Source organism: Acidobacteriota bacterium, assembly GCA_026393755.1.
GTDB lineage: Bacteria > Acidobacteriota > Vicinamibacteria > Vicinamibacterales > JAKQTR01 > JBAXOX01.
Window position 1 is genome coordinate 174,888 of sequence record JAPKZO010000006.1, and the last position, 13,405, is coordinate 188,292.

11 protein-coding genes are annotated in these 13,405 nt (G+C 65.4%); 8 read left to right on the forward strand and 3 right to left on the reverse strand.

Translation table 11 applies throughout. The features are described from left to right. Positions 1-34: 34 nt before the first annotated feature. Together NTV05_03135 and NTV05_03140 are read left to right on the forward strand one after the other, a co-directional pair. Positions 35-1,561 carry a mannosyltransferase family protein gene (locus NTV05_03135; GenBank protein ID MCX6543391.1) on the forward strand — a complete coding sequence of 509 codons (1,527 nt, stop codon included), beginning with the start codon at positions 35-37 and terminating at the stop codon, positions 1,559-1,561. A gap of 70 nt (positions 1,562-1,631) precedes the next feature. Next, positions 1,632-2,933 carry a hypothetical protein gene (locus tag NTV05_03140; protein MCX6543392.1) on the forward strand — a complete coding sequence of 434 codons (1,302 nt, stop codon included), beginning with the start codon at positions 1,632-1,634 and terminating at the stop codon, positions 2,931-2,933. Positions 2,934-2,955: 22 nt separating this feature from the next. Here the strand turns inward: NTV05_03140 and NTV05_03145 are convergent, their stop codons facing one another. Then, positions 2,956-4,662, reverse strand: a complete 1,707-nt coding sequence (locus NTV05_03145; protein ID MCX6543393.1) for an L-lactate permease — start codon at positions 4,660-4,662, stop codon at positions 2,956-2,958. A gap of 316 nt (positions 4,663-4,978) precedes the next feature. On the opposite strand from NTV05_03145, the gene NTV05_03150 reads away from it, so the two are divergent. Next, the gene (locus NTV05_03150) at positions 4,979-5,440 is read left to right on the forward strand and encodes a hypothetical protein (protein MCX6543394.1); all 462 of its coding nucleotides are present in this window, start codon (positions 4,979-4,981) and stop codon (positions 5,438-5,440) included. Between the two features lie 133 nt (positions 5,441-5,573). Next, positions 5,574-6,173 (forward strand): DUF421 domain-containing protein, encoded by a 600-nt coding sequence (locus tag NTV05_03155; protein ID MCX6543395.1) that lies wholly within the window; start codon positions 5,574-5,576, stop codon positions 6,171-6,173. Here the strand turns inward: NTV05_03155 and NTV05_03160 are convergent. Beyond that, positions 6,160-7,596 (reverse strand): IgA Peptidase M64, encoded by a 1,437-nt coding sequence (locus tag NTV05_03160; protein MCX6543396.1) that lies wholly within the window; start codon positions 7,594-7,596, stop codon positions 6,160-6,162. The genes NTV05_03155 and NTV05_03160 overlap by 14 nt on opposite strands. 155 nt (positions 7,597-7,751) lie before the next feature. Here NTV05_03160 and NTV05_03165 point away from each other — a divergent pair, with 155 nt between their 5' ends. Beyond that, a complete protein-coding gene (locus NTV05_03165) occupies positions 7,752-9,074 on the forward strand; it encodes a hypothetical protein (GenBank protein ID MCX6543397.1) in 1,323 nt (440 codons plus the stop codon). 60 nt (positions 9,075-9,134) lie between these two features. After that, entirely contained in the window at positions 9,135-9,995 is an 861-nt protein-coding gene (locus tag NTV05_03170; GenBank protein ID MCX6543398.1) for a rhomboid family intramembrane serine protease, read from the forward strand. Positions 9,996-10,082: 87 nt separating this feature from the next. Here the strand turns inward: NTV05_03170 and NTV05_03175 are convergent, their stop codons facing one another. Then, entirely contained in the window at positions 10,083-11,534 is a 1,452-nt protein-coding gene (locus NTV05_03175) for an aminoacyl-histidine dipeptidase (GenBank protein ID MCX6543399.1), read from the reverse strand. Between the two features lie 116 nt (positions 11,535-11,650). Here NTV05_03175 and NTV05_03180 point away from each other — a divergent pair, with 116 nt between their 5' ends. Together NTV05_03180 and NTV05_03185 are read left to right on the forward strand one after the other, a co-directional pair. Beyond that, positions 11,651-12,613 carry an aminopeptidase gene (locus NTV05_03180; GenBank protein MCX6543400.1) on the forward strand — a complete coding sequence of 321 codons (963 nt, stop codon included), beginning with the start codon at positions 11,651-11,653 and terminating at the stop codon, positions 12,611-12,613. A gap of 148 nt (positions 12,614-12,761) precedes the next feature. After that, entirely contained in the window at positions 12,762-13,403 is a 642-nt protein-coding gene (locus NTV05_03185; GenBank protein ID MCX6543401.1) for a (2Fe-2S)-binding protein, read from the forward strand. The last annotated feature ends 2 nt before the right edge of the window (positions 13,404-13,405 follow it).

Genomic DNA, 13,405 nt, shown 5'->3' on the forward strand with positions numbered 1-13,405 from the left:
GCGTGGCCACCACTGAAAGGCGCATCGTTCGAGCATGAGGGCCGTAGCCGAAGACCGCATAAACGCACCCGTGCCGTGGTGGGCCACGTGTCTGGACCTGCTCACCGTCGCGCTGTGCGTGGTCGGCGTCATGTTGGCGACCAGCGGCGGCCTCCGCTTCCGGCTGGGCCCCGCGATCGTGTCGATACGATCGCCATGGCGCCTCTTCTTGTGGGCCGCCGGCGTCGCGGTGCTTCGCCACCTGTTGTTTCGCAAACAGCCGTTGCCAGTCCTGATCTGGACGGCGATTCGCCGCGCCGCGCACTCGGCTTTCCAATGGCGGCCTCCGAACCCGCGGACTCTGTGGGTTCGGTTCGTCGGTCTCAGCCGTTCATCCGCGGTGAGGGGAGCCGTTTTCCCCTTCGTCGCGAGCCGGGGCGCCGTCCTGCTGGCCGGCTACCTGGCGGTGGTTGCCATCGGCTATCCAATCGATCGCGAACGGCCGCGCCTCGCGTCGAACGAGGCCGTCAACGTGATGGCGAAATGGGACGCCGAGTGGTACCTCGGAATCGCGTCCGAAGGGTATCAGTGGGATGGAACGCTGCGTCATCAAATGCGGTTCGCGTTCTTTCCGGGATACCCGATGGCGTCTCGGGCGGTCGGCTGGGCGGTCGGCGACGTCGCGACCGGTGCCGCGCTCGTCTCGCTGGCATCGTTCTTCGGCGCGCTCGTCTACCTGTTCCGCCTGGCCCGCGAGGAACTCGGCGCCGAGCAGGCTGAAACTGCGCTGCTGCTGCTGGCCTTCTCGCCCTTCGCCGTGTTCTACAGCGCCATCTACACCGAGTCGCTGTACCTGCTTGCGACGGTCGGCGCGTTCTATCACTTCCGCCGATCTGAGTGGGCCAAATCGTCGGCGTGGGGTCTGGTGGCAGGGCTGACGAGGCCAAACGGGTTTCTGCTGACGGCGATCCTCCTGACTTCTGCGGCCCTCAGTGCATTCAAAGCGCGGCGCGCGTCCCGCGCTTTGGGCGCCGCCCCGGCACCACCGGCGCGTCTGGAACTCCAGCCTCGCGCGTGGGCGCCACCCGCAGCCGGCGTGCTCGCGGCATTGATGCCCCTTGCCGGGATGGGCGCGTACTCGGCGTTCGCGTACTCCCTGACCGGAGATCCATTGACGTGGCTTCGGCTCCACGAGATGTGGGGACGGGGAAAGACGGGCGTGTGGGACCTATTGGTGACGCACTATGACTGGGTCACCCAGTTCGGCCTGCAGGGGTACGTGACGTCCATGCCGATCGACTTCATCAACACCGTCGCCGCGCTCCTCGCGCTGGCGGCGGTCTGGCCCGTCGCCCGGAAGCTGGGAGTGGTCTACGGCGTATTCATTCTCGTCAACGTTGCCGCGCCACTGTCGTCGGGCACGACGTTATCGCTGGCGCGACTGACCTCGACCTTGTTTCCGGTGTTCCTCTGGCTCGCCACCCTGATCCCCGCGAAGCATCGATCGTCGTGGATTGCGGCATTCGCCGTGCTTCAGGGTTTTTCGGCGGTGATGTTCTACACGTGGCGCCGGCTCTATTGAAGGGGCAGCACAGATTACCCATCAGGTCTCCGCGCTTCGGCGCTGGCTCGGATCTTCGGCAGGCCTCACGGTGGCCGCAGCCTTTGCCGTTTCCCGGGCCGGACTCCTGTTCTGGTATGCTCCGCATCCCAGCGATATTCGCATCTACTTCGGCTGGATCGTGCAGGCGGCTGCCGGGCGGACGGCGTTCGTGGACTTTCCGATCGAGTACCCGCCGTTGGCCTGGTGGGTGATGCAGGTGCCGGGGACCGTTGATCGGCTGGCCTATTACTTCCGCTTTCGTGCGCTCATGGCGACAGCCGACATCGTGTCGTTTGCGCTCCTCGCCTGGATCGTGTCGAGAAGGCGGCCATCGCTTCTGACGCCCTTCGCGTGCCTCTACATCGGCGTCACACTGATCCTCGCACATGAGCTGTACGACAGGCTGGATATGGGCGTGCTGCTCTTCGCGGCGACGGCGCTGGCGGCCTGGCTCGTGGCCCGTCCCGGGAACGAGGTCGTCGGCACGTCCGAGGTGGCACGGGCTCAGGGTGCGGCGGACACCTCGAACCACGAAGGTCTGAATGTTCGGAAGGCCACGAGTCCGGACGCGAGCTGGTGGCTTGCGGGTGCGTACGTGGCCATCGGACTGGGAACCGCCTACAAGCTGTTCCCGGCAGTCGTGGCGCCCCTCTTCGTGATGAGCGAACTGCTCACGCGCACCCGATTCCGATCGGTCGTCCTGCGCGTCGCACTGTTCCTGGCCGTGGCCGTTGGGCCGGCGGCCCTGGTCTACTGGCGCGTCGGCAGCCCCGCATTCACGTTCCTCGGCTACCACGGCGCCCGGGGCCTCGAGATTGGGTCGACATGGGCAAGCGTCATGTGGCTGCTCTCGCTGGCGGGTTACCCAGCCGGCGTCGTGATCCGTTTCGGCTCGTGGGAGCTTGCCGGTGAGGCGGAAGCCGCGGTCATGGGGGCGGCATCGCTGTCCATGGTTCTCGTGCCGTTCCTGTTCGCCGCGTGGGCGCTCGTGCTCCGCGGGCGCTTCGATGGAGAACGATCGTATGCACAGGCGACCCTGGCGCTGGCCGGCGTCGTGGTCGTGTCCAAGGTCTTCTCGCCTCAGTTCCTGCTCTGGGCCATTCCAGTGATGGCGCTCGCCGCGGTGGAAGCCTGCGCCACGACGCGCCGCTTCTTCGCCGTGGGTGCGTGGCTCCTGGTCTGTGCGGCTCTGACGCTGCTGGTCTACGAGGGAGGCGGGAGTGCGGAGCTCAACATCATGAGCACGTGGGTCATGGTTGCGTTGCTCGCGCGAAACGTGATGTACGTCTCGCTGTGGGTCTGCCTGGTGGGCGCGCTCGTCAAGCGTGACTGGGGCCGGCGCCCCGCGTAATCGTGCCGGTCACCCGCGTCACCTATGGCTTCGGGATCATCCAGGGAAACAGGTACGCCTGAGCCAGCACGATCAACCCCATGATCACGGCCAGCGCCAGGCTGTGCCAGAACACGGCGCGCAACAAGGTGCCCTCCTGTCCGGGCTGCCCGGTGGCCGCCCCAGCGACGACAATTGTCTGCGCGTCGATCATCTTGCCCATCACACCGCCTGTGCTGTTGGCCGTGGCGATCAAGACGGGATTCAGGCCGAGTTGTTCGGCCGTGATTCGCTGCAGGCTGCCGAACAGCACGTTCGAGCTCGTATCGGAACCGGTGAGCGCCACTCCCAGCCAGCCGAGCATCGCGGCGAAGAACGGGTACATCACGCCGGTCCCCGTAAACGACAGCCCGAGCGTTGCGTCGGTGCCTCCGTACCTCGTCACGAAACCAAGGGCCATCATCAGGCTGATCGTGAGCAACGACCGCCGCATCTGCTTGATCGTGTCGCGAGCGACCTTGACGACGGTCCGTCTCGGAATGCGCAGCAGCCATGCGGTCGCCAGCGCCGCCAGTGCGATGCCGCTGCCAGTGGCCGACAGCCAGTTACCCGTGAACACCGCCGGTTCGGCGTGGCGTTGCTGGTATGCGGCGTCGTTGATTCGCGCGGTCTCGACTGGGGACGGCACGACCGGGTATTCCCTGAAGACACGCCTGTGCAATCCAGGCACATCGAGTTGGGGCGCGAGCCATCGCGACACCGAAACAGCCGCTCGATCTCCCGGCGACCAGGATCCGGTGGTAAGCATCCGTTTGACGGGGGTCAAGCCCCAGATCGTGACGAATACACTCAGCAGGATCCACGGCAGCCACGCGCGAACCAGCAGACGACGGGGAATGGGCTCGACGCGACTCGCGTCGGCGGCCCCTGCGTGATCACGTGGTTGCCATTTCACGCACAAGAGACCCACGCAGGCGATCGAGACCAGCCCGCCGGCGATGTCCACCAGTTCGGGGCCGACGCAGTTGCTCCAGACAAACTGCACGACCGCGAAACTGCCGCCGCACACCAGGACAGCGGGCCACACGCTGCGTAGCCCGCGCCACCCGCTCATTACAACGACCAGCCACGCCGGAATCAGCACCGAGACAAGCGGAAGCTGGCGGCCGGCCATCGCGCCGAGTGTGAACGCCGGCAGTCCAGTGACCGACGCCAGCGTGAGGATCGGCGTGCCGATGGCGCCAAATGCTACGGGCGCGGTATTGGCGATCAGCGAGAGCGTGGCGGCGTGGTACGGCGTGAACCCCAGGCCCATCAACAATGCCGCCGAGATGGCCACCGGCGTGCCGAATCCGGACGCGCCTTCGATGAACGCACCAAACGAGAAAGCCACCAGCAGCGCCTGGATGCGACGATCAGACGATAACCGGGCGACCGACTGTTTCACGACGGCAAACGTCCCTGACGTCACCGACAGGTTGTAGAGGAAGATGGCGGCGACAACGATCCAGCCGATCGGGAACAGTCCGTAGGCCGCCCCGTAAAGCGTCGTCTCGACGGCGATGCGGACCGGCATCCCGAACAGGCCCACCGAGACGACGAGCGCCGATCCGAGCCCCAGCAACGCCGCGCGATGGGCCGGCCATTTCATCAGCCCAAGCGTCGCCAGCAGCAAGACGATGGGCAGGGCCGCGGCGATTGTGCTGAGCCATGCCTGTCCGAACGGGTCGTACACCTGAACCCAGGCCATGCCGGTTGTCCTCCCTCGCCGCGATCGGCGGCGGGTATGCCGCGCGGCCAAGACGATACCTCATTGGCGGGCGGGTTGCTCCCCTCGTTTCTCCTTGACAGGATCCGAGGTCTGCGGGATGCTGCGAATTGGCCCCTGCAGCGGGCGAGTGTCTTCACCGCTGTCGGCGGTTCGGCCCCTCGGTCCGGTTTCAAGGACAGGTTTCACCCTACACGCGTGCCGTCGACTTCCCGGGTGCGGTTTTAGAGGACCAGGGTCAGGCGAGGCTTACAGTCCGTCAGGAATGGGACCACTTCTTCGATGACAGGCGTGACTTATGCCAATACATGGACATCTTCCCAAGGCCATTCCGGCCGACCAACTCCTCGCCAGCGCGCGGGCTGCGATGGCGGCTGTCGAACCACCACCGGGGTGTGACATGGACGCCGTGCGCCCCGCGCCGGCATCCCTGGTCAGTCACTGGCCCGCGTGGGTGACACGCGCCGGAGCCCTCGTCGGCGACGGTGTGTACTGCCTGTGGTGTCAGCCGCATCCCGATCCGCGTGAGACGTTTCCCTCGCAGTTGATCTTGAATGTGCCCGCCGGGCGGTACATGGTGGACGTGCTGGACGTGTCGCGAGCGGCGTGGACATCGAGCGAATCGGCCGCCGGCAAGCCGCTCGTGGCTGGTTTGCCGTACACTGCCGGCGACCTGCTTGTGTGGATTCGGCTGGTTGAGCGGGCCGCCCAGACCGAGCACGCCGTGATCGTCGAACCGGAACCCGTCGCGACGGGTTGATCGCAGGCCGAACGCGGTAATCGCGTCGTTCGCCGTCCCCGTACCGCTTCAGCCACAACCGAGACCGCGGGGCTGCGTGTATGCTGGTGGCCGACACTTGGTCCAGCGATCAACGTTGTGGAGGCGCCTCGCGATGGACACCAATATTTGGAACGACATCGTTGTCCCGGGCATTCCCATTGTCGACAAGATTCTGCGCCCGATCATCGTGTACCTGTTTCTCATCGTCGGGCTTCGGCTGGCGGGCAAGCGCGAGCTGGCGCAACTGAATCCGTTCGACCTGGTCGTGCTCCTGACCATCTCGAACACCGTCCAGAACGCCATCATCGGCGCCGACAACAGCGTGGTCGGCGGCCTGATCGGCGCGTCGACGCTGCTGGTGGTGAACTATCTGGTCGTCCGGTGGACGTTCCGTCATCCGCGACTTGAGCGCCTGGTCGAAGGCACTCCGACTGCGCTCATCCAGGATGGGGTGGTGGACACGCAGGCGATGGAACGGGAACTCATCACGGTGGATGAACTCACGTCCGCCGCCCACAAGCAGGGCTACCTGTCGCTCGAAGACGTGGATCGGGGCGTGCTTGAGCCCGGCGGGTCGGTCACCTTCTCGCCCCGGACAGCCACGACGCGGGTTCGCCGTCACGATGAACTCCTGGCCAAGCTCGATACACTGCACCGCCTCGTCGAAGACCTGCGCCGCGAGATCGCGGCGAGGCCCGCTACGGCGCCGTAAGCAGATCGATGACGCGGCTGATGGCCCGCCGGCACACGCGGCAGAATCCGACCTTGTCCCGCGTGAACATGATGCAGTCCGCCTCGGGCCGGTACAGGCCCTTCGGCTCGTAGGCGGCGCCTTCGAACGCCCCGACCTTGCCCGAGAACTTCATCGACGACAGGAACTTCGTGTCCCACGTTTCCAGCGCGAGAAAGAGCGTGTCCATCTCGGTCTCTGGCGCACTCGTCGCGCGCAGCCGGCGCCGCTCGGCCTGGTACTCGATCTCGTGCTTCTCGTAGGCACCTTTTTCCCATGGCGTCGGCAGCGGCGTGCCCGCCTCGACCAGGTCCTTCCACTTCAGCGCGGCGGGATTGTGCAGGGCCGTGATGTTTGGTTCCCACGGCTCGATCTTCTCGGCGGACCCCGTTTCGAATGCCACGTCAGACGTGTAGTACTCGTCGCCGAGGCCGGCAAAGTGGTGGCCGAACTCGTGCACGAAGATGTAGTCCGCCGAGCCCGAGTCGACCGCCACCGTCGCGTGATCGTTGAAGATGCCGCCGCCCCCGTAGTAGCGGTTGTTGATGAGGATCTCCACCGCATCGTACGGCGCCGCCGACGCGATGTCGCGCCACGCCCGGTTGTCCATGGTCAACGCGTACCGTTCGCTGTCGAAGATGTTGTAGGACGTGCCAAGCGGCGTGCGCCGCGCCGTCCCCGTGCGCGGGTTATGGATGCCGCTCTCGGTCGTCGGCACCGCCAGCGCGCGCACGTTGAAGTCGCTGCGACGGCTCTTGTACGGTTCGACGGTGAACATCGTCTCGGCCAGACGCCGGGCGTCGGCAATGAACTTCGGCATCTCGGCTTCCGTGTAGCCGTCGCCGAGCAGCAGCAGGTCAACTTTCGTGGCGGCGGGGCCGTTTTCCCACAACGTCACGACCTTGCCCATCGGCGCGAGGCGCGCCCTGTTGACGAGTCGCGAGTCCGGATCGACCAGCGTCGACCACAACTCGTGGAACGCGTTCAGGCGATCCCGCTTCTTCAGCACGACCTGCACTGGGTGTTTCGGCCACGGGAACCGCAGGGATTCCTGAAACGTCCCGTAGCTGTCTTTGGCATCGCCGGTGGTTTCCCACTCGCCGAAGATCGAGGCGAATCCCCGCGAGTAGATCACCTGGTTGGTGTCGCGGTCGATGACCTCGAAGAGGTAGTTGCCGAGGTTGGTGTCGTCGACGAGCCGCGTCCGGTTTCCGGGCCAGGCGCCGTCATTCAATATGCGGTCGAGCGCCACAATCTCGGTGCCGCGCCCGCCGCTGTGGAAGTAGTCCAGGCGCATCGTGTCGACCGTGAACCACGCGTCGAACGGGGAGGCCGACTGCACGCGCCCGGCCGGGGCGAGCGTGATGAAGACGCAGGCGGCAAGAGCGACGGCGATGCGGCGCATAATAGGCTCCTTACGCGGGGCGGGAACCGAACCGACGAACCGCAGTATACCGCCCGCCCCGTCGAATGTCTGGCGACAGACCAAACCGAAAGCGGTGCGCCGGTGTCTAAAGCCCGAGTAGCGCGTAGTGTGTCTCAGCCTCCGCGAGGATCCGAATGACCCGAGCCGCCCTGTGTGCGCTGTCGCTATGGCTGCTATTTTGCATGACGCTCCTTCCGTCCAGCGCTGAGGCCCAGGTTCCGCCCCCCGGATCTCCGCCTCCCGCGGCGCCGCCTGCGGTGCGAGACGTCGATGGCCGCGTCAAGGTGTTCATCGACTGCAGCGGGTTCTGGGATTGCGACTCCGAGTACTTCCGGACGAACCTGACCTACATCGATCACGTTCGTGACCGAACGGTCGCCGACGTGCACATCCTGATCACTGGCCAGAGCACCGGCTCGGGCGGCAACCAGGTGACGCTGGCCTTCATTGGCCTTGGTCCCTTTGCGCGGGTGGACGATCGTCTCCGTTATGTGTCGCCGCCGGACAGCACGAGCGACGCGATTCGATCGGGCCTGGTCCAGAAGATCAAGCTCGGCCTGATGCGATACGTGGCCCACTCGTCGGCCGCCGATTCGCTGACCGTCGGCGCGACCGCATCCGCGAAGGGCGGCCTGGCGAAGAAGCCCACCGACGACGCCTGGAACTTCTGGGTGATGCGGGTATCGTTCAACGGGAGCGTGTACGGCGAGGAATCGTCGAACAGCCAGTCGTACTCGGGCAGCGCTTCGGCCAATCGCACGACCGAGGCCTGGAAGGTGAGTCTCTCGTCCAGCGCCTCGTACCGGCAAAGCAGCTACGACCTCGATGAAGGGGAGACCTACAAGAGTGTGACGCGCAGTTCCAACATCGGCGCTCTCGTGGTGAAAAGCCTCGGACCGCGTTGGTCGGCTGGCGGACGGGCGTCGCTGCAATCGTCGACGTACACCAACCAGAAGCGGGTCGTCAGCGCGGCGCCTGCGATTGAGTACAACTTCTTCCCGTATGCCGAATCGACCCGGCGCATCATGACGCTGCAGTACTCGCTCGGGGTGACGTCGTTCGCCTACGAGGAGATCACCCTCTACGACAAAGTGTCGGAGACACTGCCCAATCACAAGCTCAGCCTGAACATCGAGGCACGCCAGCCGTGGGGGCAGGTGAGCTTTCAGCTGGACGGATCACAGTACTTGTCACAGCTGGACAAGTACCGGCTCGAAGCGTATGGCGGTGTGTCCCTGCGGCTGGGCAAGGGTCTGTCGTTCAATATCAACAGCTGGTCGTCGTTTCTTCGGGACCAGCTCTACCTGCCCAAAGGTGAGGCAACAACCGAGGAGATTCTGGTGCGCCAACGCCAGCTGGCGACGTCGTTCCAATACTCGGTGTACTTCGGGATTTCCTACACCTTCGGATCGATCTACAACAACGTCGTCAATCCACGCTTTGGCGGCAACTACTGACGGGCGCGCCGCCTGCGGGGAACCGGGCCTTCACAGGGTATGATCTCCAGGAGAGGGGACATGCTCGGACGAAAGACCAGCGGCTCGGTCGTGTGTACATCGTGCGGCAACCTGGTGGGCGTCAGCGACGCGGTTTGCTACAACTGCGGACGCCGGAACCCCGGATTGTGGGGCTACGCGCCGCTACTGAGGCGGCTGGGCAACGATCTCGGATTCGTGCCGCTCGTCATCTGGGGATCGAGCGGCCTCTACGTCGCGATGCTGCTCATGTCGGGGCCGAACATCCGGATGGGCGGGCTGTTCTCGTTCCTCTCGCCGAGTTCCACGGCGCTCTTCCTGTTCGGGGAGAGTGGCGGCCTTCCGGTGTTCGGAGCGGGACGCTGGTGGACCGTGCTCAGCGCCGGGTGGCTCCACGCCGGCCTCCTCCACATCCTGTTCAACATGCTATGGGTGAGGCAGCTCGGACCCGCGTGCGCCGAGATGTACGGCGCGGGCCGCATGGTAATCATCTACACGATCGCAGGCGCTGTTGGTTTTGCCGCGAGTTCCTGCGCGTGGGTCGTGCTCGGAGGCATCCCGATCCTGGGCGGCGCGGGATTTACCGTCGGAGCCTCAGCACCCATCTTTGGCCTGCTCGGTGCGCTCATGTACTACGGCCGCCGATCGGGCAGCAGCCTGATCCACGGCGAGGCGCTGCGGTACGCGTTGATGCTCGGGGTGTTTGGATTCATCATGCCCGGCATCGACAACTGGGCGCATGCCGGCGGGTTTGCCGGCGGCTACCTGATGGGGAAGATCCTCGACCCTCTCAAGCCGGAGCGTCTCGACCACATGCTCATCGCCGTCGGCTGTGTCCTGGCCACCCTCGCGGCGATCATCGCCTCGATCCTGCACGGGCTGCCGCCCTTCGGGGGAGGGTAGCAGAGCATGGTGATGTCGTCGGCGGAACGACGGTTTCCTCCGCGGCCCCGCGCAGCCGGCTTCGGCAAACGCCTCCCGAACCTCGCTCTACTTCACGTTCCCCAGAATCGCCAGCAGGAAGTTCCAGTACTTCTCCACCGTATCGATGTAGATCTTCTCGTCGGGCGAGTGCACGCCTTCGAGCGTCGGCCCGAACGACACCATGTCCATACCCGGGTACTTCTCGCCGATGATGCCGCACTCGAGCCCGGCGTGGATGGCCTTGACGGCCGGCTCCTTGCCGGAGAGCTGCTTGTAGGTGGCGATGGCGGTCTTGAGGATGGCCGAGTCCAGATTCGGCTTCCAGCCCGGATAACCGTCCGACCCTGAGACCGTCGCGCCTCCCATTTCGAAGACCGCCCGGACGCTGTCGGCGATCTCGACAATCTCCGATGCCACGGAGCTGCGCTGGCTGGTCGCCAGCGTGACAGTCTTCTTGCCGGTCGTGATGACGGCGACGTTGGTCGAGGTCTCCACCAGCCCGGGGATATCGGCGCTCATCTTGATCACGCCGTGCGGCAGGCCCGCGATGACCTGCGTCAGCTTCTTCTGGAGACTCTTCTTGAACACCTTGCCGCGGGCCTTGATCACGGCGGCCGTGATCTCGAGACCCGGCTCAACCGTCGCCAGTTCGGCGCGGCACGTCGCGTTCAACTCCGCGACGATGGCGTTGGCGTCGGCAAGCCTGGCTTTCGGCACGAACAGCAGCGCGACCGCATCACGCGGAATCGCATTGCGCTTGTTACCGCCGTCGATGCGCGCCAGGCGGCCGCCGACCGCACCGAGCCTCATGACGACCCGGTTCAGGATCTTGAGCGCATTGCCGCGGCCCTTGTCGATCTCGAGGCCGGAGTGGCCTCCGCGCAGACCGCCGATCTTCACTTCGAGCGCCACCGACCCGGCCGGCGCCGCGTCGGTCTCGAGCGTCCATGTGCCGGCGGAATCCTTGCCGCCCGAGCACCCGACGTAGACCGCCCCCTCCTCTTCGGAGTCGAGGTTCATCAGCGTCTTGCTCTTCAGGAATCCGGGCTGGAGGTTGTTCGCGCCATTGAGGCCCATTTCCTCATCGATCGTGAAGAGGAACTCGAGCGGGCCGTGCACCAGCGTCTTGTCTTCCATGATCGCCAGGTTCGTGGCGACGGCGACCCCGTTGTCTGCGCCGAGCGTGGTGCCATCGGCCATCATCGTGTTGCCCTTGCGCACGAGCGTGATGGGATCCTTCGCGAAGTCGTGGACCTTGTCGGGCCGCTTCTCGCCCACCATGTCGAGATGGCCCTGCAGGCAGATCATCGGCACGCCAGCCCGTCCTGCCGATGCCGACTTGCGGACGACGACGTTGCCGACGCTGTCCTGCTGACAGTCGAGCCCGAGCTTCTTGGCCGTATTGAACACAAATGCCGCCGCCGCCGCTTCATCTGTGGAACAACGGGGGATCTTCGCGAGTTCAGCAAACCACTTCCAGAGGCCGGCCGGTTTCAGTCCATCGATAGCATTAGACATCTGAGGCTCCTTTGCCTGCGGGGCTTTGGAAACTGTAGCACAGCCGCCTTCGCTGCCGCTGGCAGCTTCGGCGCCCCAGGGGCGTCCTCGCGTCTGTCATCGAGTAGAATCCGCCTATGATCATCTCGTCCGCGCTTCATTCCGCTGCCCTCATCGCCGTCCGTGACTGCATGGGCGTTCGCTCAGGCGAGCGCGTCCTGGTCGTCACCGACGCCCCGCTCAGGACTATTGGCTACGCCATGTTCGAGGCTGCCCGGGAGCTCACCAGCGAGGTGCTCCTCATCGAGATGACGCCGCGCCAGAGCAACGGCGCCGAACCGCCCGCGGAAGTGGCGGCCCTGATGACGCAGGTGGACGTCGTGCTCTGTCCGACCTCCAAGTCGCTGACGCACACCGATTCGCGCCGCGCCGCCAGCGCAAAGGGTGTGCGCGTCGCGACACTCCCGGGCGTCACCGAAGAGGTGATGGTCCGCTGCATGAACGCGGACTACAAGGAGATTGCCGCCCGCACGATTCGCATCTGCGATCTGATGCGCCAGACAAAGGTCGTCCGCGTGACCGCGCCGGCCGGAACCGACGTGACGCTGCCGATCGAGGGCCGTGAGGCCCACGCCAGCTCGGGCCTGTTCCGCGAGAAGGGCCTCTGGGGGAACCTGCCGACCGGCGAGGCCTACCTTGCGCCCGTCGAAGGCCTCTCACGCGGCATCGTCGTGGTGGACGGGTCGATGGCGAGCGTCGGCATGGTTGACGAGCCCATCCGCATCACGGTGAAGGATGGATTCGCCACCGACATCACCGGAGGCGCCTCGGCGCGGCGGCTGGTCGAGTTGCTCGAGCCGCACGGAAAGGATGCCCGCACAGTGGCCGAATTCGGCGTCGGCACAAACGACCGCGCGATCCTCACGGGCGTGATTCTCGAAGACGAGAAGGTGATGGGCACGATCCACATCGCCTTTGGCGACAACAAATCGATGGGGGGGAGCGTCCGCGTCGCGAGCCACCTCGATGGATTGATCAAGCAGCCGACCGTCTGGTTCGACGATCACAAGGTGATGGAGGGGGGACGGCTGTTGGTGTGAGGAAAGTAGACCGTAGACAGTAGTCGGTAGACGGTCGGTAGACAGGATTCGAGGGGATCTGCGGGGACGCGGAGGAACCGTCGTTCTGACGGAACCACGGAGGATATAATTCCCCCGCCCCTCACGCGGGGCGTGTTTGGAGGTCTGCATGAATCACGACGAGAAGGACAAGGAGGCGTCGCCGACAACCGGCGTCAGCCGTCGCGGCTTCATCGCGTCGGTGGGAACCGGTGCTATCGGTGCCGCCGCCGCCGTCACGATCGCCTCGGCTGCGCCGGCCGAGCCGCCCCCGATAACCGAGATCCCCGCTGGTGAGGTCAGCACGATCGCCCTCACCGTCAACGGTCGCCGCCACAAGATGCTGGTCGAGCCGCGATGGTCGCTGCTGTTCGTGCTGCGCGACCAACTCGGCCTCACTGGCACAAAGGTGGGCTGCGAGCGCGGCGAATGCGGCGCGTGCACGGTGCTGATCGACGGCAAGGCCCGGTACGCCTGCATGACGCTCGCCGTTGAAGCCGACGGGCACGACATCACGACGATTGAAGGCGTGATGAAGGGCGAGGAACTGGGCACGACGCAACAGGCGTTTGCCGACGAAGACGCGTTCCAGTGCGGGTATTGCACGCCGGGCCAGGTGATGGCCGCCGAGGGCCTCCTGCGCGTCAACCCGTCACCCACGATCGACGACATCCGCCAGGGGATGGCCGGCAACATCTGCCGCTGTGGCGCGTACGCGCATATCTTCAAGGCGGTCGCGAAGGCGGCCGACCTGAAACAGCAGGGGAGGTGAGC

Coding starts and splice junctions, on each gene's coding strand:
- NTV05_03135 (MCX6543391.1), top strand. CDS start 35: ATGAGGGCCGTAGCCGAAGACCGCATAAACGCACCCGTGCCGTGGTGG.
- NTV05_03145 (MCX6543393.1), bottom strand. CDS start 4,662: ATGGCCTGGGTTCAGGTGTACGACCCGTTCGGACAGGCATGGCTCAGC.
- NTV05_03150 (MCX6543394.1), top strand. CDS start 4,979: ATGCCAATACATGGACATCTTCCCAAGGCCATTCCGGCCGACCAACTC.
- NTV05_03155 (MCX6543395.1), top strand. CDS start 5,574: ATGGACACCAATATTTGGAACGACATCGTTGTCCCGGGCATTCCCATT.
- NTV05_03160 (MCX6543396.1), bottom strand. CDS start 7,596: ATGCGCCGCATCGCCGTCGCTCTTGCCGCCTGCGTCTTCATCACGCTC.
- NTV05_03165 (MCX6543397.1), top strand. CDS start 7,752: ATGACCCGAGCCGCCCTGTGTGCGCTGTCGCTATGGCTGCTATTTTGC.
- NTV05_03170 (MCX6543398.1), top strand. CDS start 9,135: ATGCTCGGACGAAAGACCAGCGGCTCGGTCGTGTGTACATCGTGCGGC.
- NTV05_03175 (MCX6543399.1), bottom strand. CDS start 11,534: ATGTCTAATGCTATCGATGGACTGAAACCGGCCGGCCTCTGGAAGTGG.
- NTV05_03180 (MCX6543400.1), top strand. CDS start 11,651: ATGATCATCTCGTCCGCGCTTCATTCCGCTGCCCTCATCGCCGTCCGT.
- NTV05_03185 (MCX6543401.1), top strand. CDS start 12,762: ATGAATCACGACGAGAAGGACAAGGAGGCGTCGCCGACAACCGGCGTC.